Source organism: Duncaniella muricolitica, assembly GCF_910574735.1.
GTDB classification, from domain to species: domain Bacteria; phylum Bacteroidota; class Bacteroidia; order Bacteroidales; family Muribaculaceae; genus Duncaniella; species Duncaniella muricolitica.
The window spans coordinates 1-21,572 of record NZ_CAJTCF010000024.1 but is presented as its reverse complement, the minus strand read 5'-3'; the positions used below and the strand labels follow the sequence as shown (position 1 = coordinate 21,572).

The following is a 21,572-nucleotide window of genomic DNA, read 5'->3' as shown; positions in this document are numbered from 1 at the left end:
TTATGGATATAACACTTATATGGTATCTGGTCCCCGCCCTGGTGATGTTCTGCTGCGGGGTTTACGGCTTCCTTACCCGCCGCAACATGATAGCGATGCTCATTTCGCTCGAACTGATGCTCAACGCTGTCGATATTAACTTTGTCGTATTCAACCGTTATCTGTTCCCCGGCACCAATGACGGATGGATGTTCACGCTTTTCGGCATCGCCATCGCGGCCGCCGAGACAGCTCTCGCCATCGCCATTATCATCAACCTCTTCAGGGTGAGCAAAAACATCGACGTGGACGACGCAACCCAAATGAAACACTAATAGCGATATGGATATTACAATTCCTGTACTTATATTAGCCATCCCGCTCTGCATGTTCCTCATCCTGGGACTGCTGGGCATGAAGATGAGCCATAAGCTCGCCGGTACACTCGGCACTTTGGGCATGGGCACTGTGCTTGTCCTGTCATATTACACAGCGTTCACCTACTGGTTCTCAGGCGCGCCCGAGTTTATCGAGGGCACCACACGTCTGCAGTACACGGTGTTCAATCAGACATGGCTTCAGTTTACCCCCGCGCTTGCCATCAAGCTCGGATTTCTGCTCGACCCCATCTCGGCACTGATGCTTATAGTCATCCCCACCATCTCGTTTATGGTGCATGTCTATTCGCTCGGCTATATGCACGGTGAGAAGGGTTTCCAGCGTTACTATGCCTTCCTGTCGCTCTTCAGTTTCTCGATGCTCGGACTCGTTGTCGCTACCAACATCTTCCAGATGTACATCTTCTGGGAGCTTGTGGGCGCGTCGTCATTCCTGCTCATCGGATTCTTCTACACGCTTCCCTCGGCCGTCTCGGCTTGTAAGAAAGCGTTTATCGTCACCCGTTTCGCCGACCTCGGATTCCTTCTCGGTATCCTCATACTTTCGTTCTATACAGGTCATCTCGACTTCCTGCCCATGACTCAGGACCCCCAGGGCGTCTTCGCCTCGTTTGAGGGTGCTACATTCATGGGTGCCTCGGTGCTCACATGGGCCCTGGTGCTCATCTTCACCGGCGGTATGGGCAAGTCGGCCATGCTCCCGCTCCACATCTGGCTCCCCGACGCCATGGAGGGCCCGACCCCTGTGTCGGCACTCATCCACGCCGCCACCATGGTTGTGGCCGGTGTGTATCTCGTAGCCCGACTCTTCCCCCTCTACATGCTTGAGGACGCAGCACTGACATTCATCACTGTCGTAGGTGCCGTCACGGCATTCTATGCAGCGGTGGTTGCATGCACTCAGATTGACATCAAGCGTATCCTCGCATTCTCGACCATCTCGCAGATTGCGTTCATGATGGTATCGCTCGGTGTAGCCTCAAAGAACGGCGAGGCCATCCACGAAGGTCTCGGTTACATGGCCTCCATGTTCCACCTCTTCACCCACGCCATGTTCAAGGCCCTCCTATTCCTCGGAGCCGGATCGCTCATCCACGCTGTCCACTCCAACAACTACACAGCCATGGGCGGCCTCAGAAAATACATGCCTATAACCCACATCACATTCCTCATCGGCTGTCTTGCCATCGCAGGTATACCCCCGTTTGCCGGATTCTTCTCCAAGGACGAGATTCTTACCGCATGCTTTGCCAACAGCACCTTCTGGGGTGTGTGGATGATGATGGTCGCCGGCATGACCGCCTTCTACATGTTCCGCATGTACTTCCTCATCTTCTGGTGGGATACCCCCGACTATGAGGCCCGCGTCAAGGAGCAGGAAGCTCACGGCCACCATGCCTCTATGCCCCACGAGTCACCCCTGGCCATGGCATTCCCCCTCGTATTCCTTGCGATCGTGTCGACAGTGTGTGGCTTCACCCCCTTCGGCGAGCTTGTCACCTATGACGGACACGAGTATCACATCCATCTCGACTGGACCGTAGCCGGAATGAGTATCGCCGTGGCTGTCGTGGCTATCCTCTTTGCCGCTTCGCTCTATCTCAAGAAAAACGACAAGCCCACCCGCATGGCCGACTCTTGCCGCTGGCTCTGGACCGCAGCCCTGCACCGTTTCTATTGGGACGAGATTTATCTCTTCATCACACGCCGCATCATCTTTGACGGCATATGCAAGCCCATCGCATGGTTTGACCGCCACATCATCGACGGCACCATGGACGGATTTGCCTATGTCACCAATAAGGCTTCGGTGGCCATCAAGGGTCTCCAGAGCGGCAAGGTGCAGATGTATATATGGTGGTATCTCATCGGAGCCGTATTGCTCGGTCTCATAGCCGCAGTGTGCATCCTATGATAGTGTATTAAGTAGCAAATATAGTAACGATATGTTCTCAAATATATTAATCTATTTCGTGATCATCCCCTTGGTGATGCTCCTGGGGTTGTTCCTGTGCCGCGACATCAAGCAGATACGCGCCGTGGCTGTCACCGGCTCGGTCGCGCTCACTGCACTGTCGGTATGGCTTCTCATTGATTATCTCGGTCTGCGTGCCGCCGGCAATGACGCGCCCATGCTCTATCTCGGGTCGTGGGAGTGGTTCGCACCCCTCAATATCCATCTCGCAGTCGGAGTCGACGGCATCTCCATCGCCATGCTTCTGCTCACCGGTGTGATTATGATTACCGGCAGCTTCGCGTCGTGGGAGATACCTCAGCCCAAGGAGTTCTTCCTCTGGCTCATACTCCTCTCGACGGGTGTGTATGGATTCTTCATCTCGATTGACCTCTTCACGATGTTCATGTTCTATGAGGTGGCACTCATCCCCATGTACCTGCTCATCGGCGTGTGGGGCTCGGGCAACAAGAACTATTCGGCCATGAAGCTGACCCTTATGCTTATGGGCGGCTCGGCCTTCCTGATGCTCGGCCTTATCGGCATCTACTATCACTCTGCTCCCGCAGGACAGCCCCTTACATGGAATATCCTTGAGATTGTCAACAACGACTCAATCACCGTCGGCTGGCAGAAGTTCCTCTTCCCGATGACATTTGTCGGCTTCGGTGTGCTCGGTGCCATGTTCCCCTTCCACACATGGTCGCCCGACGGTCACGCCTCGGCCCCCACGGCTGTGTCGATGCTCCACGCAGGCGTGCTCATGAAGCTCGGCGGATATGGCTGCTTCCGTGTGGCCATCTACCTGATGCCCCAGGCAGCCCACGAGCTAGCATGGATATTCATCATCCTCACCGGCATCTCGGTAGTGTATGGTGCATTCAGCGCGTGTGTGCAGAACGACCTCAAGTATATCAACGCTTACTCCTCCGTGTCACACTGCGGCCTGGTGCTCTTTGCAATCCTCATGCTCAATACCACAGCCATGACGGGTGCCATCATGCAGATGCTCTCTCACGGTCTGATGACAGCCCTCTTCTTCGCGCTCATCGGTATGATATACGGACGTACCCACACTCGTGACATCCGCGAGATGGGCGGTATGATGCAGATACTTCCCTATCTCTCCGTCTGCTACGTGATAGCCGGTATGGCGTCGCTCGGTCTTCCCGGTCTCTCGGGATTCGTGGCCGAGATGACCATCTTTGTCGGCTCGTTCCAGCACACCGACCTCTTCCACCGCGTGTTCGTCATCCTGGCATGCAGCTCTATCGTGACCACCGCTGTCTACATCCTGCGTGTGGTAGGCAAGCTGCTCTACGGACCCGTCTATGATCAGCACCATATGTCACTCACCGACGCAAAGTGGTGGGAACGTCTTTCGACAGCCACACTCATCGTGTGTGTTGCCGGCATCGGCTGCTTCCCCAACTTCTTCGCCGACCTTATCAAGTTCACATTCAGCCCGCAGATTTTCTCTGTCCTTGGCTTGCACTAATATTTAGAATATAAGCAATGGATTATTCACAGTTTTTAGCACTGAAGCAGGAAATCGGACTGCTGGTAGTATTTCTGTTAGTATTCCTCTACGATACTTTCGCCCCGCGCAAGTCACAGGCTTCGCTCCCCGTCATCTCCACGCTGCTCATGCTCGTGTTTACCGTCTGGGGATTCTGCCCGCTTGTCAAGGCCGATGCGGTAGCGTTTGCAGGAATGTATGTCACCGACCCCGTAATGGTGGCCATCAAGAATATTCTTAATGTGGGTGTGGTCATCGTGCTCATCCAGTCGATCAAGTGGGCCAACTCGGAGTTTACCTCCGTGCGCCGCGGCGAGTTCTACGAACTGATATTGCTCACACTCCTGGGCATGTATTTCATGATTTCAAGCCGTCACTTCCTGATGTTCATCATCGGACTCGAGACCGCCTCGCTCCCACTCTGCGCCCTCGTCGCTTTCGACAAGAATCGCTATGAGAGCCATGAGGCAGCCATCAAATATGTGCTCACCGCCGTGTTCTCGTCAGCCATTCTTCTGATGGGTCTCTCGTATGTCTACGGCCTCACCGGTTCGCTCTACTATGCCGACATCGCCCTCTTCTGCCGCGCCAACATGGGCGTCATGATGATTGTGGCTCTCGCCTTTGTCATCGCAGGCTTCGGCTTCAAGATTTCGCTCGTGCCCTTCCACCTCTGGACCGCCGACGTATATCAGGGCGCACCCACCTCGGTGACCTCTTATCTCTCGGTCATCTCCAAGGGTTCGGCCGCCTTTGCCTTCCTTGTTGTGCTCACACAGGTGTTTGGCACACTCTACTCCGATGCCTGGGAGTGGATGCTCTACGCGCTCATCATACTCACCATCACCGTGGGTAACCTCTTCGCGATGCGTCAGGTCAACATGAAGCGTTTCCTTGCCTTCTCGTCAATCTCCCAGGCCGGCTACATAATGCTCGCCGTGATTGGCAACAATGCAATGGGAGTGTCGGCACTCATGTTTTACGTGCTCGTCTATGTGTTCTCCAACCTTGCCGCCTTCGGCGTCATCGGAGCCATCGAGAATGCTTCGGGCAAGTTGCTCATGACTGACTACAACGGCCTCTACAAGACTAACCCCCGCCTGGCTTTCACCATGATGCTTGCCATGTTCTCGCTCGCGGGTATTCCCCCGTTTGCCGGATTCTTCAGCAAGTTCTTCGTGTTCACCTCGGCTCTTAACGGCACCGAGTCAGTAGCCCTCTACGTGCTCGTGCTCATCGCGTTGATCAACACCATCATCTCGCTCTACTACTACCTGCTCGTAGTCAAGGCTATGTTTATCAACGACAGCGACGCCCCCATCGCCACATTCCGTTCGGCATGCTCCGAGCGTCTGGGCATGTGGATATGCGTAGCCGGCATCATCGGCCTCGGCATCGTCAGCTACTTCTACAACTATCTGCTCACCATCGGTTAATACACACCGTTGACAGGCAAATTATATCCATCACGGCATCTCCGGCATTAGAGTCACCACTCTATGGCGGAGATGCCTGATGAATTAGAGGGTGTAACAGTTATTAAATACACTCTTAAGGACAATCAATTAAAAGACTACAGACTTATGGGACCTATCGGAGTTTTTGACTCAGGTTATGGAGGCCTTACCATCCTCAAGGAGATACGTAAGGCACTCCCGCAGTATGATTACATATATCTCGGCGACAACGCGCGCGCCCCTTACGGCACGCGGTCGTTTGATGTGGTGTACGAATTTACGCTCCAGGCTGTCAAAGAGCTTTTTGCCCGCGGATGCGAGCTCGTGATACTGGCATGTAACACCGCCTCGGCCAAGGCCCTGCGCTCCATCCAGCAGAAAGACCTACCCGCCATCGACCCAGCCAAACGTGTGCTCGGCGTGATTATCCCCACAGTCGAAGCTCTCGGCAATGTCACCAAAAACGGTAATATCGGTGTACTCGGCACCCCGGGTACCATCTCGTCGGGAACGTATGACATAGAGATTGCCAAATTTTTCCCTTCCTTCCGCACCGTATCGGTGGCATGCCCCATGTGGGTCCCTCTGGTGGAGAATAAGGAATATGACTCGCCCGGAGCCGACTATTTCGTGAAGAAATATGTCGAGGAACTCTTTGCCGAGGAGCCCGATACCGATACTGTGGTGCTCGGATGCACCCACTATCCCCTCCTGCTCAAAAAAATCGAGGCACAGGTGGGTCGTCGAGCCAAGGTCATAACCCAGGGCGCGCTTGTGGCTGCAAGTCTGGCCGACTACATGAAGCGTCATCCCGAGATGGATGCCCGCTGTGCCAAAAGCGGCTCTGTGACATATTTTACCACCGAGCATCCCGACAAGTTTACCGACATGGCTGCTATCTTCATGGAAGAACCCGTCTCGGCGTCCCGTATCGAATTATAAGAGGTTGACAATAGTCTCCCTATTTTCCATTCTCCCCCTATCCGGCCGTCCGTTATGTTACGATTCATCACAAAAATGTTCTTTATAATCCTGCTCATGTGCGGGGTGGGAGCATGTACGTCTGAAAACGCAAGGCTTGGCACGCTGAGTGCCGGGCTTCTGTCAGTGACAATCGATGCTGATGACACCGTCGGCATGGCCGGTAGAGAAGGAAGCGTTATAGCCACAGGTTATGAGCCGGCCACAGGCTCTGTGTCGCTTACTATGACTTCACATGACGGAGAGTATTCCCATAGGTGGGAAGACGCTTCGCAGTTTCAGCAAGGACAGTTTTACATAGCCGGACTCTACATGCTTCAGGCCGGCAGCGGCAATCCTATTCACGAGGGCTTTGACCGTCCGGCTTTCTCGGGAAAAGTTGACGTGCAGGTCGACGAAGGCCTGCACACCGATGCCGTGTTGAAGCTCTCGCTTGCCAACGCCCTTGTCAGGGTGGCCTATACCGAGACCCTCCTCTCGGAGTTTGAGTCGGTCACGGCATCATTGCACACTCCCGGCGGACTATATCACGCCTATCCGTCCGATGAGACTCGCATGCTGTGTCTCAACCCCGGACTTACCGAAATCATTCTCGACATAACGCTCACTGACGGACGTAGCGTCACATTTGCCGCCTATACGGGACTTGACACACGCGAGGCCACACTCTACGACATTACCGTCGACTGTGACGCCACACCCCTGGGACCGGAGATTACGGTCGAGACTCCCGCCGGCTCTCACTCCACCCTCATGTCAGAGCGATTTATCAATGCCGAAGCCCCTCTGATGCGTCAGTCATGGACCGAGGGCGAAGTGCTTTATCTGCCCGAGGGCAACACCCCCTCTCAACCCTACAGCATAGAGATAGAGTCGGCCACGCCGCTGTCAACTCTCATGCTGTCCGTGCTCTCGCGTTCGCTTTACGAGCAAGGCATGCCTTACGAGACCGACCTCCTGCACCTCACACCCGCTCAGGCCGATGTGCTCCGTGAGCTCGGACTCACCTACAGCCTCACAGCCACCGGCGGAGTGATACGGTTTGACGGTCTGCTGGGCAATCTTGTGTATCTCGACGAAACGTCGGCCATGTCATCGTTTTCGGTCATGGCCACCTCGTCCGACGGACGCAGCTCGCAGCCCGTGTCGTTGTTTGTGCGCACATCGCCTGTCGACATCGAGGTCGTGAAGACCTATCCCGTCACCATGTGTATCGACATAGCCCATATCGAAGTGAGATGTGACGAGTCGGGATTCATGGACCATGTGGAGATAGAGACTCTATCGGCCGATGGTGACTGGACAAAGATAGAACCGCTCGCCATCGAACCGCTTGAGGGCGGGCTCTATTCACTCTCGTTTGGAGTGAGCGAAGGAAGTGAGCCGGTGAGCGCGCGCATCCTGTATTGCGACGAGATACGCTCTACATTCACTCTTTATCGTACCATGCCACCGTTCAGCATCGAGGTCGACCCGTTTGCCACAATGGCCGCGGTGAGGATAGTCTCGCCCGACGAATCGCTTCTGGAGACCATCACCTCCAAGGCCCGTATATACATCAACGGCAGCGAGGCCCCGATATATCATTCCGTCCCCGATAGCGGTATTCTTTCGGTCATAGGGCTTGCTCCTTCGACGGCCTACGAGTTCAAGGCCACACTGATGTCGGGCGTGGACAATCCCGAGTTTTCCCAGGCTGTGACTGTGGTCACCGAGGGCACGCCCCAGTTGCCCAACGCCGACTTTGAGGACCGGGCCGAGGGTGCGAAATACAAAAAGCTCCCTTCGGGCGGACGATATTCCCAGACTGTAGTGGAGATATTCAACTGGCAGCATTTCACCACCTTTGACCAGGAGGTGCCCAAGCATTGGGCCAATACCAATGCCAAGACATTTGCCATGTCGTCTGACAATCACAACACATGGTATATGCAGCCCTCCGTGGCTCTTACGCGCCTGAATGTATTCAGCCAGAGTTTTGCGGTCGAGCTTACGAGCGTGGCTTTTGACCCGCACGGCAAGTCGATACCCGACTATACCCAGACCGGCACCCCTTATCTCGATTATTCCCCCATAGTGCCCGACATAGCCTATCGCGCCGCCGGAAAACTATTTCTCGGCCGATATACTTTTGATCCGGCCACCGTGCAGGAGTCATATGTCGAGGGCCTGGAATGGAACTCGCGTCCCGCTTCGCTCAACGGATATTATTGCTATTATCCCGTGGAGACCGACCGTTCGGACTGCGGCCTTGTCACTGTCGAGGTGCTCGGTGCCGGAGAGGACGGTGAGACCGTGATAGCCTCAGGCTCACAGCGACTCACGTTGGCCATGAGCTACACGGCGTTCAGCGTGCCGCTCAACTATGAGAAATTCGGAGTCAAGGCCACGCGCATCAAAGTGATGTTTTCCTCATCGGCCCACGCCGGCACCATCGAGGAGGAGACCGCTCGCGTCCGTACTGTCTCCAATCCGATGTCGGCCACATCCGTAGGCAGTAAGCTCTGGATCGACAACATTACGCTTGCATACTGATAAAACCAATCATTCCACCATGTCAAAAAGGTTACTATACATACTCCCCATACTTCTGGCCATGCTTGCCGCTCCGCGTGCCGGAGCTCAGGCGGCTTTCAACCGAGGGCTTGAACAGATTTCGTTCATACCCGAGGGGCAATGGATTACGGGTGTGAACGTCAGCTATACCCAAAGCGATTATGACAACTACAAGTTTCTCATCATAGAGAATCTCGGCGGCGACACCTACAGCTTCAAGGTAAGCCCGATGCTGATGTATTGTTTCAAGGACAACCTTGCGGCAGGCGGACGCTTTGCCTACTCTCGCTCCCGCGCGCGTCTCAACAGTGCCGACCTGGTCATCGACTCCGAGACATCCTACGAGCCCGGCACACTCTACTCGCTGTCTCACAATTATTACGGCACGGCCTCGTTTCGCAACTACATATCACTCGGCCGCTCGATGCGCTTCGGCTTTTTCAACGAAGTGCAGCTCCAGATAGGAGGCGGACAGTCAAAGATAGTCAACGGCGAGGGTGAAGACCTCACCGGCACTTATTCGCGTAACTTCTCGCTTGACGTCGGACTCACTCCGGGCCTGATAATGTTTCTCAACAACTACTCGGCCATAGAGGTCAGTGTGGGCGTGCTCGGATTCTGCTACGACAAGACCCGGGCCACAACCGACCAGATATATGTGGCGGAGTATGCGAGAAAGCATGCCAACTTTAAGATCAACCTTTTCTCCATCTCCTTCGGAGTGGCGTTTTATCTCTAATCACCCCGTATAGACCATAAGCAATGACCCGACTTTCAACCCTCATCGCTCTATTCATTATGTCGCTTGCGGGGATAGCTCCGCTCAGCGGTCAGACTGCGACACCCGACGTCCCGGTGTCGACTGTCACCACTTCAAGTGTCACCACCTCCGAACTTCCGGCCGATGTCGACTCGGTAGTGACCACTATCGTCACCCGTGTGTATCGCGGAGGCCGTCCTGTGACTGTCAGTAAGCAACAGTCAGGCCAACTCTCCGTGCCGGCCGACAGCAGTCAGTCGGCGGGAGTGCAGGTAATTGTTCCCGATACACCGGCCGCCAAAGTGACTCCGGCGCAAGCCGACACGCTCGCGTCGCCCGTGATAGTCTATCGCGACTCGGTGCGCGGTCGTCCTGTCAACGAGCATGGCAAGATAGTGCTTGCCACCGTTGATCCACGTCTGCTCGACGAGCGAGTGGTGGTCGGGACCGACACTGTGCCCATCATACTCCCGACCCCCAATTACGGACGCTATGACCGCGGACTCTTCAACTTCCTGTTTATCCCGCAGGGCCAGTGGATGTTTGGACTGACAGCCTCTTACGGCGAATTTAACTCTGACGACGTGCAGATATTGTCGCTCATCAAGGATTTCAGCTTCAAGGGCAAGCTCTATTCCATACAGCCCACGGTGAGCTACTTTTTCCGCAGCAACCAGTCGATGGGTCTGAAGTTCAGCTACTCGCGAGGCATAGCCGACCTCGGCGGTCTCTCGGTCGACATTGACGATGACATGAGTTTTACGCTCAGCGACATAAGCTATTATTCTCAGAGCTATACGGCATCGGTGTTTTACCGCAATTATGTCGGTCTGGGCACGGAGAAACGTTTCGCCATATTCAATGAGATAGACCTTGCGTTCGGCAGCGGCTCGTCGCGCTTCAAGCGCAGCTATGACGGCGAGATGCGCGACACCAAGACGCTCACCTCCAAGTGGAGTCTGAATTTCTCACCCGGCGTGACCATGTTTATCATGGACAATGCCTGTTTTAATGTCTCGTTTGGAGTGTTCGGACTCCACGTGACTCACGACAAGCAGTATACCAATGGTGAAGACGAGGGCACCCGCACATCGTCGGGAGCCAACTTCCGTTTCAATCTGTTCAACATCAATTTTGGCTTAGGTGTCACGATTTAAATACATATCTCTGCATATATCGGCCATGCTCATAGCGGTGATGGCCATGACGGGATGTATCAAAAACAATATCCCGTATCCTCATATCAAGGTCAACTTCACCTCGTTTGAAGTGGAGTCGTCACAGCGCGACGCGGTGATTGACTCCATACGACGCACCGTCACGGTGTATCTTTCCGAAGAGGCCGACATAAACAACGTGGTGGTCAACGGATTCAGTCTCAATCCCGCCAACGGCGTGTGGGCCGACTCGGCCGCCTATCTCAACGGCATCGACATGTCGGCTCCGCTCACCACGGTGTTGTCGCTCTATCAGGATTATGTATGGACCATTTCGGCCGTGCAGAATATAGAGCGATACTTCACCGTCGAGCAGCAGGTAGGAGCCTCGGTAATCGATGTGCCCGGACGTCGCGTCGTGGTCTATGTGTCGCAGTCGGCTCCGATAGCAAGCCTGCTCGTCACATCGGTCAAACTCGGAGGTCCTGAAGCCGTGATGTCGCCCGACATAGCGGGCCGTCGCGTGGATTTCACCAAGCCTCTCACGGTCGATGTCACCGAGCATGGCCGCACGCTCGACTGGACCGTCTACGTGATACCTACCGAGGAGACTGTCACCACCGAGCGCGTCGACGCCTGGACTTGTGTGGCATGGCTCTACGGCTCGGCCGAGGAGGGCAAGGACAACGGTTTTGAATATCGCCGCAAGGACACCGATACGTGGACACGTATGGAGAAGTCGCAGATAACATTTGACGGCGGAGCCTTCACCGGCCGCCTCACGGGGCTTTCTCCGCTCACCGCTTATGTGGCCAGAGCCTACAGCGGCAGCGACTATGGTGCGGAGATTGAGTTTACCACACAGGGCACGGCCCAACTGCCCAACAGTGACTTCGAGAACTGGCGGCTCGACGGCAAGGTCTGGAATCCATGGCCGGAGGGCGGGCTTCAGTATTGGGACACCGGCAACAAGGGTGCCACTACTCTCGGCCCGAGCAACACTTATCCCTCCGACGACACTCCATCGGGCAAAGGCCGCTCGGCATGTCTCGAGACCAAGTTTGTGGGAGTAGGCATCATAGGCAAACTTGCCGCCGGCAACATCTTTGCGGGCCGGTATGTCCGCACCGACGGCACCAACGGTGTTCTCTCGTTCGGTCATCCGTGGGAGCTGCGACCCACGCGTCTGACAGGATGGTTTAAATATCATTCCGCCCCCATCTCCAATATCGGAGCAGGCACAGGCCTTGACAATCTCAAAGGCACCCCCGACAAAGGCATCGTGTGGATTGCACTCATTGACACCGACGAGCCCTTCGAGATACGCACCAATCCCGCCAACCGTCAGCTTTTCGACCCCGAAGGGCCCTATGTCGTGGCCTATGGCAAGGTGGAGTGGGACTCTGACGTGACGGAGTGGTCGCGCTTTGAACTGACGCTGGAATACACTTCGACCTCGCGGGTGCCGAAATACATTCTATGCACCGCTTCCGCCTCATGGCTGGGCGACTATTTCACCGGTGGCAACGGCTCGATGCTGATGATTGACGATTTCGAGCTGCATTTTGATTATTAACATTTGTTATTAAACGCTCTCTAAACCATTTTGCCCCGTCAGGGTCCAATTTACTGATTAAAACAATTTAATGACTTATATGAAACACTTATTCTCCACACTTGCTATTGCTGTCGTGATGCTATTCTCCTCGGCCTCGGCTTCGGCCCAGTCACTTTCCGACCTCCTCAAAGGCCTCGGCGGCCAGGGACAGTCGACATCTACAGAAAACACGTCCACACAGAAGAGCGGCGGCATCGGAGACATCCTTTCAGGAGTGGCCGGCGCACTCGGCCTCGGCAACTCCAAGGCCGGTATCGAGCAGTTGGCCGGCACATGGGCCTATGCGGGTCCGGCCGTAAGTTTCAAGAGCGACAATCTGCTCCTCAAGGCGGGCGGCGCGGCTGCGGCTACTACTGTCGAGAAGAAACTCGAGCCTTATTACAGCAAAGTCGGTCTCACCAAACTGGTTATTACCATCAATAACGACTCGACATTCACTTTCAAGGCCAACCGCGCCACACTTAACGGCACAATCGACCGCAATGACGATGCCGGCACATATGTATTCCATTTCCAGGCCTTCCAGAAAGTCAACATCGGCTCCATGGAGGCTTTCATACAGCTCACCGGCAACAATATGGAACTGACATTTGACGTCTCCAAGCTCATGACCATCATGCAGCGCGTCAGTGCCCTGTCAGGCAGCTCCACACTCAAGGGTGCCTCGGCTCTGCTCGAGCAGTATGACGGCATGACCGCAGGTTTTGATCTCAAGAGGTCCAAATGACGTATAGACAATGATTTCGGTCATAATACCGGCCTATAATGCGCAAGCCTATCTCTGGGAGTGTCTGGAGAGTGTGCTTGCGCAGTCTTTTTCCGACTGGGAGGCTATAATTGTCGATGACGGCTCTACCGACTCGACCTGTGAGATAGGCTTATGTTTCACGGCCCGTGACAGCCGTTTTCGTCTTATCTCCACCCCCAACGGCGGCCTGTCGTCGGCCCGAAATACAGGCATAGCCGAAGCCCGCGGCCAATGGTTCACATATCTTGACAGCGACGATACTCTCTATCCCGACGCTCTTGCCAGACTTATGGCTGCGGCAACTGAGAATGTCGACATCGTTGTGGCCGGTTTGAGCCGTGACAGGGATTCCGCGGTCGTGACTGACGGCAGCGTTGAGATAATCTCGGGGCTGACAGCTCTGGAGCGAGGCCTGTATCAGCGTGGAGTCTCGACATCGGCATGTGCCAAACTGTTCAGTCGCAGGGTGGCGGACGGCATAGCGTTTCCCGACGGGCTCTATTACGAAGATTTGCTCTATTGCGTCGAGACACTGCGCCGGTCGGCACGGGTGGCGGTGATTGGCGATGTCGTGTACTATTACCGCGACAATCCGTCAAGTTTCATCAACACATTCTCCCCGCGTCGTCTTGACGTGTTGCGTGTCACGGCCCGGGTCGAGGAGTTGCTCGAGGGGGATGAGGAGTTGCAGCGTGCGGCGCGCGACCGCAGGCTGAGTGCCTGTTTCAATATCTATGGACTGCTTGCCGTGCATGACCGCGACGGGCGTTACAGCGACGTAGGCTGCCGATGCTGGACGCTCATAAAGGACTATCGCCGCGACAGTCTCTTCAATCCGCGCGTGCGTCTTAAAAACAAGTTGGGCATACTGGTCAGCTATATGGGCCGGAGAGTTTTCGGCCGCCTTGCCGGGATGGTCTACTGATAGCGGCTTATCGCATCATTCATCCGTCTTCGTTCCTCATCGCGCAGCCATCCCCACTTGTTGAAATAGCGTATCATATTGGTGACATGTATCCACAGCATGCGCGGTGAGTGATATGACGCCGCCCGATGGTGGTGTGTAATGGTGACTCCCGGCCAGTAGAGTGTGCGGTAGTGGCGGTGGATGCGGCGCGTAAGGTCGATGTCCTCGGGATACATGAAGAAACGCTCGTCAAACAGTCCCGCAGCCCTCAGAGCATCCTTGCGCAGAAACATGAAGCTCCCCTGATGATAGGGGATGTCCCAGGTCATGGTGTCGTCAAGATGTTTCAGCAGATACTTCTCGCGCATGGCCTTGAAAAACCGCTTGGGGAGAAATCTCCTTATGAACACGTCGGCGGGTGAGGGAAGACGCCGGCATGTGTATTGCTTCGTCCCGTCCGAGTCTGTCATGCGGGGCTGAAGAGTGCCCGCGTCGGGGTGGGCGAGCATATAACGGTGTATGTCGGATATGGCCTGCGGCTCAAACTCCAGGTCACTGTTCATCACCAGATGAAACTCACAGTCGTCTCGGTCGAGCTCGCGACGCAGAGCTATATTGTGGCCGGCCCCGTAGCCCGTGTTGTCGTTGGCTATGTAGATAATGGCCGGGTGAGATACGGCCCACTCTTCGATGAGCCGGTCGCGGCTGTTGTCTATGACATAGATGCGCGCCACCTCGCGGCAGTCAAGTGACCTGAGGCATGTGTCGAGTTCGCTGAGCGGAGTGTGATATGTGACGATTGAAACGCTTACCATGCGTTTTTACAACGTTTTTTGATACAATTTTATTGCGATTTGACGTGTGAGTCGGAATTGTTTTGTATTTTTGCGTGGGGGAAAATGCCCCCGGTAAAAACAGCCTATCTATGAAGATTTTTAATACGGAAAATATACGCAAGATTGACCGCATCACCATCGAGGAAGAGGGCGTAAGCTCTCAGGAACTGATACGCCGTGTCGCCGAAGGGGTGGCCGGCGAGATTATAGGCCGCTGGAGCCCGTCGACCCCGGTAGTGATATTCGCCGGCTCGGGCAACAACGGTGCCGATGCCCTCGTGGTGGGACGCCTCCTGCTTGAAGCGGGATTCTATCCGCGCATATTGCTGTTTAACTTCAAAGGCAACTCGCTCTCGCGCGACTGCGATATGGCCAAACGCGAGCTTCTCGCCACAGGCTATAACGGACTGATGGAGATTATCGACCGTGCCGAACTCCCCTCGCTCACACCCGACCATCTCGTTATCGACGGTCTTTTCGGCTCGGGTCTGCGCGACCCGCTCGAGGGCGGATTCATGATGCTGGCCCGCAACATCAGCGAGTCGGGTGCCACGGTCATATCCATCGACGTCCCCTCGGGCATGTTTGGCGAATGGAATGCCCGCGTAATAGGCCGCAATGTGGTTCACGCCACTCTCACGATGGCCATTCAGTTTCCGCGTCTGTCGTTTTTCCTCGGTGACAACGCCGAGCTTGTGGGCAAATGGAAGGTTATCGACATAGGTCTGAGCAACCGCGCCATCATGGAGACCCCGACAAAGTATTTCTACGTGGAGCGTGACGAGGTGCGCGCTGTGCTAAAGCCGCGCAAACCCTTTTCGTCCAAGTCCGATTATGGCCACGCGCTGCTCTTTGCCGGATGTTACGGCATGGCAGGCGCGGCCGTTATGGCAGCCCGTGGCGCGCTGCGCAGTGGAGTGGGCAAACTGACCGTCCACAGTGCCCGTGCCGCCTTCCCGGTGATTCAGAGCCAGGTGCCCGAAGCCCTTTTCTCGGCCGACCGTCACGAAAATGTCATCTCCGACATGTCGGCCCGCTTCAACTGTTCGGCCATAGGCGTAGGCCCGGGCATAGGTACCAACGACGCCACCCGCGGAGCCTTCGAGACACTCGTCAAGAGCTATAAGCGTCCGCTCGTCATCGATGCCGATGCCCTTAACGCCATTGCCAAAAATCAGACAATTCTCGACCATATAGCCCCCGGCTCGATACTCACTCCTCATGCCGGAGAGTTTGACCGCATCTTCGGCACCCAGACCTCCGATGAGGGACGTCTGCTCAAAGCCGTCGAGGTGTCACACCGCTATAAACTGCTGATTGTGCTCAAGGGCCGCTACACTGCCATAGTGCGTCCCGACGGCAAAGTGTTTTTCAACTCGTCGGGCACTCCAGCCATGGCCACAGCCGGTAGCGGCGACGTGCTGACGGGCATCATTACCTCGCTTCTGGCACAGGGTTACAAGCCCGAGACGGCATCGGTGGCCGGTGTGTATATCCACGGACTGGCCGGCGAGATGGCTGCCGAGACCCAGGGCGAATATGGCACCACAGCCATGGACATAGCCTCATGCGTCGGACGTGCCGTCAAGGCTATCATGGAGTGAAGGAAACGTTTAGAGTTGAAAGTTTAGAGTATATATAGACCATCATGAAAAGTCAGATAATAGCCCTTATGCTCGGTGCATGCGCTGTCGCCGGCACTTCGGCCCAGACCACCAGCAAACTCACCGCCTCCAAGGCCAACGAGTACGGATTGATCTACACGCTGCCGCTCACCTCGTTTGAGGTGACAATCGCAGCCGAGAAGACCGTCAGGACTCCGGGCGAATTTTATCAGTATGCCAAGAAGTATCTCAACACCGATCCCATACTCGCTCCCTCCGTGTCGTGGCGCATCACCGACGCCGTAATCGAGCAGACCGCCTATCCTGATGTCAACGAGCGTTATCTCGTCACGCTCAAGGGAGGCAACGGAGTGTTTATCACTGTCAATGACTCTAATTATCCCATAGCAGTCAACGATGACAGCTCCGACGGCTCGATTGAACCGATTGACAGACCTCAGGCCGTAGAGGCTCAGCCCACCATACTTGAGCGGCCCGTGGCCCGTCAGGCCGTGACGCCCGAGATGATTCAGAGCAAATCGTCGGCCAAGCGCGCCGAGCTTGCTGCTGCCAAGATATATGAGCTCCGCACCAACCGCAATGAGATTATCTCCGGCCAGGCCGATGCGATGCCATCTGACGGCGCGGCCATGAAGCTGGCACTCGAGCAGATAGCGGCTCAGGAAGAGGCTTTGACCGCCATGTTTATCGGCACCGTTCAGACTTCGGTCGAGGTACGTACCTATCGTTTCGAGGTGCCTGTCGACGGTGCGCCGGAGCGTACGGTGGTGGCGCGACTGTCGGCTGTCGACGGACTCGTGTCGGCCGACGATCTTTCGGGCGCGCCGATATATGTGACCGTCACCCCGCAGACACGCGGCGAGCTGCCTCTGAATGAAAAAGGTATCGCCAAGACCTTCCCCAAAGGCGGCGTGGCCTATCGTATCCCCGGCACAGCCCGCGTCGACGTGACATATGACGGCGAGACGCTTGCCGACGGCACCTATGAGGTAGCGCAGTATGGCGTGGTGTTCGGTCTCGACCCCGCGCTCTTCACTTCCAAGAAATCACCCGCCTATCTCCGCTTCAATCCTCTCACCGGCTCAATCCGCGAGCTCGGCACCATCAGCGAATAATCCGGGAGCATTGTAAAACTGCTAATTGATGGAAAACGAAAATTCGGCGATTCTGGACCGCTGACGTTGACTGCAATCAGCTCGCAAAATGTTATAATTGTATAAATCAAGTCTCTGCGTCTGGCCGAGGCTTGATTTTTTTGTTGTTAATTGCTATCTTTGTATAGCAGTCGGTCACGTGGAGCCGGCTGCGGCAATCCAATCGTGAGATTATATCCTTTTATCATTACGCAAACAATCCTGATGAATATATCCAAACGAATCCTGTTGGGGTTGACGGCCATGTGTTGTTGCGGCCTGAGCCTGCTGGCGTCGTGTGGTGGAGATGAGGTGACACAATTGTCGCCCGAGCCACCGACGAGCGAGACGGAGCGGCGGTTTGTGACTGGTGCAGATGTAAGCTGGCTCACGCAACTCGAAAAGGAGGGCCGTAAGTTCTATACCCGTTCGGGCGAAGAGAAGGAGTGTATGCGTCTGCTCCGTGACGACTGTGGTGTCGGGGCGATACGTCTGCGCGTATGGCTCGACCCGGCTGACGGCTGGAACGGCACCGATGATGTGTTGCTCAAGGCCCGCCGGGCCCGCGACCTCGGTCTCGACCTGATGATTGACTTCCATTTCCGTGACACATGGGCCGATCCCGGTCTGCAGGACGTGCCGGCCCAATGGGTGTCGCTCGGCATCGACGGTCTCAGAGAGGCTGTCGCAATGCATGTCACCGATCTGCTCGGCCGTCTCAAGGCCGAGGGTATCGCTCCCAAGTGGGTGCAGATAGGCAACGAGACTCCCGATGGCATGCTCTTTCCGCTCGGCAAAGCTTCGGAGCATCCCGAAAATTTCGCCTCGCTCGTCACTGCCGGATATGACGCCGTGAAATCGGTGTTTCCCGAGGCCGCGGTCATAGTGCATGTGGACAACGGTCATAACCAAGAGCGGTTTACGTGGCTTTTTGACATTCTCAAGGCCAATGATGCCCGATATGACATGATAGGCATGTCGCTATATCCGTGGCCGGCCGGTGACTGGATGAGATATGCCTCCGCCTGTCTTGACAATGCCCGCGCTCTCACCGCGCGTTACGGCAAACCTGTGATGATATGTGAGGTCGGCATGCCCTATGACGAGCCCGACATGGCGTGTGACCTGCTGACGTATCTTTGCGACAACGGCCGTGACAAGGGCATAGTCGAAGGCGTCTTCTATTGGGAACCCGAGGCTCCGGCCGGATATAACGGCGGGTATGACAAGGGGTGTTTTGACAACGGCCGCCCCACACGTGCCCTCGATGCGTTTAAAAGTATCTCTAAAATATCTGATAAGGAACAATGAATACAACTGTAAAAATATTTTCAGCCGCGCTGCTCGGTTCGTTAGGACTGACGGTCATGGCGCAGCGCAATGTCGACACTCTCAATGACGGCTGGCGGTTTGCCAAAGGCGCGCCCGACGAGGCCAGGGAGTGGCAGAGTGTGCGAGTGCCCCACGACTGGGCCATCTACGGACCTTTCTCGCGCGACAACGACCTGCAGGTGGTGGCCGTGAAGCAGAACGGCGAGACCGAGGAGACGGTCAAGACCGGCCGCACGGGTGGACTCCCCTTCATAGGCAAGGGCACGTATCGCACCACATTTGAGGTGCCTGACACAGCCGGTCGCTCGGTGACTCTCGTGTTTGACGGAGCCATGAGCAACGCCCGCGTCAAGGTCAACGGCCGCGAGGTGGCTTTCTGGCCCTATGGCTACAACTCGTTTTATGTCAATGTCGACGATGCCGTGGTGCTGGGCGACAATGAACTTGAGGTGGCGTTGGAAAACTATGAGAAGGCTTCGCGCTGGTATCCCGGTGCCGGCCTCTACCGCAACGTGCATGTGGTCAATACCGACCGGGTCCACATACCCGTTTGGGGCACCTATGTCACAACTCCCAAGGTGAGCCGCGATTATGCGTCGGTCAACCTCGAGATGAAGATTGACGGTGCGGCCAAGGGCGAAAAGGTTGAGGTAAACACTGTGGTGCTCGACCTGCAGGGCCGCAAGGTGGCCGAGGATGTCTCGACCTATCATGCCCACGGGCAGAAATTCGCCCAGAATTTTCTCGTCAATAATCCCGAGCTGTGGAGCCCCGACTCACCGTCGCTCTACACTGCCCGCACCACTCTTAGTGTCGGAGGCCGTGAGGTGGACAGCTATGACACGCGTTTCGGCATACGTTCGCTCGAATATGTGCCCGAGAAGGGATTTTTCCTCAATGGCGAGGTGACAAAGTTTAAGGGCGTGTGCAACCACCACGACCTCGGCCCGCTCGGCGCGGCAGTCAACCGCTCGGCCCTGCGCCATCAGATAGAACTGCTCAAGAATATGGGTGTCAACGCCATACGCACATCCCACAACATGCCCGCTCCCGAGCTCGTGGAGCTGTGTGACGAGATGGGCGTCATGCTCATGATTGAGCCGTTTGACGACTGGGGATTCCGACCCAAGTCGCCCAACGGTTACGGCTCGGTCTTTGCCGACTGGGCTGAGAAGGATATTACCAACATGGTGGAGCATTACCGCAATTCGCCCTCGGTGGTGATGTGGTCGATAGGCAACGAGGTACCCTCGCAGTGGGGACCCGGTGGGGTAGGGGAGCTGACCATGCTTCAGGACCTCGTGCACAGTCTCGACCCGACACGCCCCGTGACCTGCGGAATGGACCAGATACGGTCGGTGCTCGACAACGGTTTTGCCGCCGCGCTCGACATACCCGGCTTCAACTACAAGCCTCAGTATTACGACAAGGCCTATGCCAAGCTGCCTCAGAAACTCATCCTCGGCTCCGAAACCGCATCTACCGTCTCGTCGCGTGGAGTCTACCATTTCCCCGTTGAGTTTGGCGAGCATCACGTGGTGATGCACCCCGACAACCAGTCCAACAGTTATGACAACGAGTCGTGCACGTGGTCCAACACGCCCGACATTGACTTTGCCATGGACGATGACCGTGACTGGGTGATGGGCCAGTTTGTCTGGACAGGCTTTGACTATCTCGGCGAGCCGTCGCCCTACGACACCGATGCCTGGCCAAGTCACAGCTCTGTATTCGGCATCATCGACCTTGCCTCGCTCCCCAAAGACCGTTACTATCTCTACCGCTCGAAATGGAACGAGCGCGACACCACCCTTCACATTCTTCCCCACTGGAACTGGCCCGGACGCGAGGGTAAGGTAACGCCGGTCTTTGTCTACACCAATTTTCCCAAAGCCGAGCTCTTTATCAACGGCAAGAGCCAAGGCATGCGCGAAAAGAATGATTCCACCTGTCAGACCCGTTATCGCCTCATGTGGATGGACACCCGCTATGAGCCGGGCGAGGTCAGGGTTGTGGCCTATGACGCCAATGGCAACCGTGCTGCCGAGCGCGTGATACGCACGGCCGGCAAGCCTCATCATCTTGTGGTGACCCCTAACCGCCATACACTCTCGGCCGATGGCGACGACTTGGTATATTTCACCGTGCAGGTGGCCGATAAGGATGGCAATATAGTCCCGACCGACTCGAGAATGGTAAAATTTTCAGTAACGGGAGCCGGCACTTTCGAGGCCACAGCCAACGGCGACCCCACATGCGTGCTGCCTTTCCAGAATCCCAAGATGAAACTGTTTAGCGGCGCGGCCACAGCCATAGCCCGCAGCGGCAAGACTCCCGGCTCGCTGATATTCAAGGCCACAGCCCCCGGCGTAAAACCCGCCACTGTCACTGTCGACGTGCAGTAGACGTTGGGGGAGATACAAAAGGACACAAGTCTCATAAGAAACGGCTCAAGCCGAAATTCCGGTGCATGTAATTTTCAGAAAATTGTTAAATTTGCGGTATGAAAACATCGGAAGCATTCTGGATGTTCTTGCCCCAGGGGCTGGACGAACTGTTTGAGATGGTGCGCTTCGAACGTACAGAACAGGCATATGACATATGGCTTGATG

The 21,572-nt window shown here is 55.7% G+C and carries 16 protein-coding genes; 15 read left to right on the top strand and 1 reads right to left on the bottom strand.

From position 1 onward, the window contains the following. The first annotated feature begins 2 nt into the window (after positions 1 to 2). From nuoK to QGT73_RS06915, 11 genes are all read left to right on the top strand, one after another. A complete protein-coding gene (nuoK, locus tag QGT73_RS06965; RefSeq protein ID WP_123617336.1) occupies positions 3 to 314 on the top strand; it encodes an NADH-quinone oxidoreductase subunit NuoK in 312 nt (103 codons plus the stop codon). A 7-nt stretch (positions 315 to 321) separates the two neighbouring features. Next, positions 322 to 2,292 (top strand): NADH-quinone oxidoreductase subunit L, encoded by a 1,971-nt coding sequence (gene nuoL, locus QGT73_RS06960; protein WP_123617337.1) that lies wholly within the window; start codon positions 322 to 324, stop codon positions 2,290 to 2,292. A gap of 31 nt (positions 2,293 to 2,323) precedes the next feature. After that, entirely contained in the window at positions 2,324 to 3,829 is a 1,506-nt protein-coding gene (locus QGT73_RS06955; protein ID WP_123617338.1) for a complex I subunit 4 family protein, read from the top strand. 17 nt (positions 3,830 to 3,846) lie between these two features. Continuing rightward, complete coding sequence (locus QGT73_RS06950; protein ID WP_123617339.1) at positions 3,847 to 5,286, top strand: NADH-quinone oxidoreductase subunit N; 1,440 nt, start codon at positions 3,847 to 3,849, stop codon at positions 5,284 to 5,286. Between the two features lie 147 nt (positions 5,287 to 5,433). Further along, the gene (murI, locus tag QGT73_RS06945; RefSeq protein ID WP_280121933.1) at positions 5,434 to 6,249 is read left to right on the top strand and encodes a glutamate racemase; all 816 of its coding nucleotides are present in this window, start codon (positions 5,434 to 5,436) and stop codon (positions 6,247 to 6,249) included. A 75-nt stretch (positions 6,250 to 6,324) separates the two neighbouring features. Continuing rightward, on the top strand, positions 6,325 to 8,823 hold the full coding sequence (locus QGT73_RS06940; RefSeq protein ID WP_280121932.1) for a DUF4493 domain-containing protein: 2,499 nt from the start codon (positions 6,325 to 6,327) through the stop codon (positions 8,821 to 8,823). Between the two features lie 19 nt (positions 8,824 to 8,842). After that, on the top strand, positions 8,843 to 9,583 hold the full coding sequence (locus QGT73_RS06935) for a hypothetical protein (protein ID WP_280121931.1): 741 nt from the start codon (positions 8,843 to 8,845) through the stop codon (positions 9,581 to 9,583). 23 nt (positions 9,584 to 9,606) lie between these two features. Continuing rightward, positions 9,607 to 10,761 carry a hypothetical protein gene (locus QGT73_RS06930; RefSeq protein WP_280121930.1) on the top strand — a complete coding sequence of 385 codons (1,155 nt, stop codon included), beginning with the start codon at positions 9,607 to 9,609 and terminating at the stop codon, positions 10,759 to 10,761. Then, entirely contained in the window at positions 10,748 to 12,337 is a 1,590-nt protein-coding gene (locus QGT73_RS06925) for a PCMD domain-containing protein (protein WP_280121929.1), read from the top strand. The genes QGT73_RS06930 and QGT73_RS06925 overlap by 14 nt, the downstream gene beginning before the upstream one ends. A gap of 79 nt (positions 12,338 to 12,416) precedes the next feature. Next, positions 12,417 to 13,106 (top strand): lipocalin-like domain-containing protein, encoded by a 690-nt coding sequence (locus QGT73_RS06920; RefSeq protein ID WP_280121928.1) that lies wholly within the window; start codon positions 12,417 to 12,419, stop codon positions 13,104 to 13,106. Positions 13,107 to 13,116: 10 nt separating this feature from the next. Then, entirely contained in the window at positions 13,117 to 14,052 is a 936-nt protein-coding gene (locus QGT73_RS06915) for a glycosyltransferase family 2 protein (protein ID WP_280121927.1), read from the top strand. Here QGT73_RS06915 and QGT73_RS06910 read toward each other — a convergent pair. Next, positions 14,046 to 14,849, bottom strand: a complete 804-nt coding sequence (locus QGT73_RS06910) for a glycosyltransferase family 2 protein (protein ID WP_280121926.1) — start codon at positions 14,847 to 14,849, stop codon at positions 14,046 to 14,048. The two genes, QGT73_RS06915 and QGT73_RS06910, sit on opposite strands and share 7 nt — an antisense overlap. A gap of 110 nt (positions 14,850 to 14,959) precedes the next feature. Between QGT73_RS06910 and QGT73_RS06905 the strand changes: the two genes are divergently transcribed. From QGT73_RS06905 to QGT73_RS06890, 4 genes are all read left to right on the top strand, one after another. Beyond that, complete coding sequence (locus QGT73_RS06905; protein ID WP_280121925.1) at positions 14,960 to 16,474, top strand: NAD(P)H-hydrate dehydratase; 1,515 nt, start codon at positions 14,960 to 14,962, stop codon at positions 16,472 to 16,474. A gap of 44 nt (positions 16,475 to 16,518) precedes the next feature. Continuing rightward, the gene (locus tag QGT73_RS06900) at positions 16,519 to 17,610 is read left to right on the top strand and encodes a DUF4831 family protein (protein WP_280121924.1); all 1,092 of its coding nucleotides are present in this window, start codon (positions 16,519 to 16,521) and stop codon (positions 17,608 to 17,610) included. 243 nt (positions 17,611 to 17,853) lie between these two features. Then, positions 17,854 to 18,939: a glycosyl hydrolase 53 family protein gene (locus QGT73_RS06895; RefSeq protein WP_280121923.1), complete on the top strand. Its 1,086-nt coding sequence runs from the start codon at positions 17,854 to 17,856 to the stop codon at positions 18,937 to 18,939. Next, positions 18,936 to 21,365: a glycoside hydrolase family 2 TIM barrel-domain containing protein gene (locus QGT73_RS06890; RefSeq protein ID WP_280121922.1), complete on the top strand. Its 2,430-nt coding sequence runs from the start codon at positions 18,936 to 18,938 to the stop codon at positions 21,363 to 21,365. The genes QGT73_RS06895 and QGT73_RS06890 overlap by 4 nt, the downstream gene beginning before the upstream one ends. Positions 21,366 to 21,572 lie beyond the last annotated feature (207 nt).

Bases quoted from the DNA above. Each gene is read 5' to 3' on its own strand.
- QGT73_RS06955 (WP_123617338.1), top strand. From the start codon at position 2,324: ATGTTCTCAAATATATTAATCTATTTCGTGATCATCCCCTTGGTGATG.
- QGT73_RS06905 (WP_280121925.1), top strand. From the start codon at position 14,960: ATGAAGATTTTTAATACGGAAAATATACGCAAGATTGACCGCATCACC.
- QGT73_RS06895 (WP_280121923.1), top strand. From the start codon at position 17,854: ATGAATATATCCAAACGAATCCTGTTGGGGTTGACGGCCATGTGTTGT.
- QGT73_RS06900 (WP_280121924.1), top strand. From the start codon at position 16,519: ATGAAAAGTCAGATAATAGCCCTTATGCTCGGTGCATGCGCTGTCGCC.
- nuoL (WP_123617337.1), top strand. From the start codon at position 322: ATGGATATTACAATTCCTGTACTTATATTAGCCATCCCGCTCTGCATG.
- QGT73_RS06940 (WP_280121932.1), top strand. From the start codon at position 6,325: ATGTTCTTTATAATCCTGCTCATGTGCGGGGTGGGAGCATGTACGTCT.
- QGT73_RS06935 (WP_280121931.1), top strand. From the start codon at position 8,843: ATGTCAAAAAGGTTACTATACATACTCCCCATACTTCTGGCCATGCTT.
- QGT73_RS06910 (WP_280121926.1), bottom strand. From the start codon at position 14,849: ATGGTAAGCGTTTCAATCGTCACATATCACACTCCGCTCAGCGAACTC.
- QGT73_RS06890 (WP_280121922.1), top strand. From the start codon at position 18,936: ATGAATACAACTGTAAAAATATTTTCAGCCGCGCTGCTCGGTTCGTTA.
- QGT73_RS06950 (WP_123617339.1), top strand. From the start codon at position 3,847: ATGGATTATTCACAGTTTTTAGCACTGAAGCAGGAAATCGGACTGCTG.
- QGT73_RS06920 (WP_280121928.1), top strand. From the start codon at position 12,417: ATGAAACACTTATTCTCCACACTTGCTATTGCTGTCGTGATGCTATTC.
- QGT73_RS06930 (WP_280121930.1), top strand. From the start codon at position 9,607: ATGACCCGACTTTCAACCCTCATCGCTCTATTCATTATGTCGCTTGCG.
- murI (WP_280121933.1), top strand. From the start codon at position 5,434: ATGGGACCTATCGGAGTTTTTGACTCAGGTTATGGAGGCCTTACCATC.
- QGT73_RS06915 (WP_280121927.1), top strand. From the start codon at position 13,117: ATGATTTCGGTCATAATACCGGCCTATAATGCGCAAGCCTATCTCTGG.
- nuoK (WP_123617336.1), top strand. From the start codon at position 3: ATGGATATAACACTTATATGGTATCTGGTCCCCGCCCTGGTGATGTTC.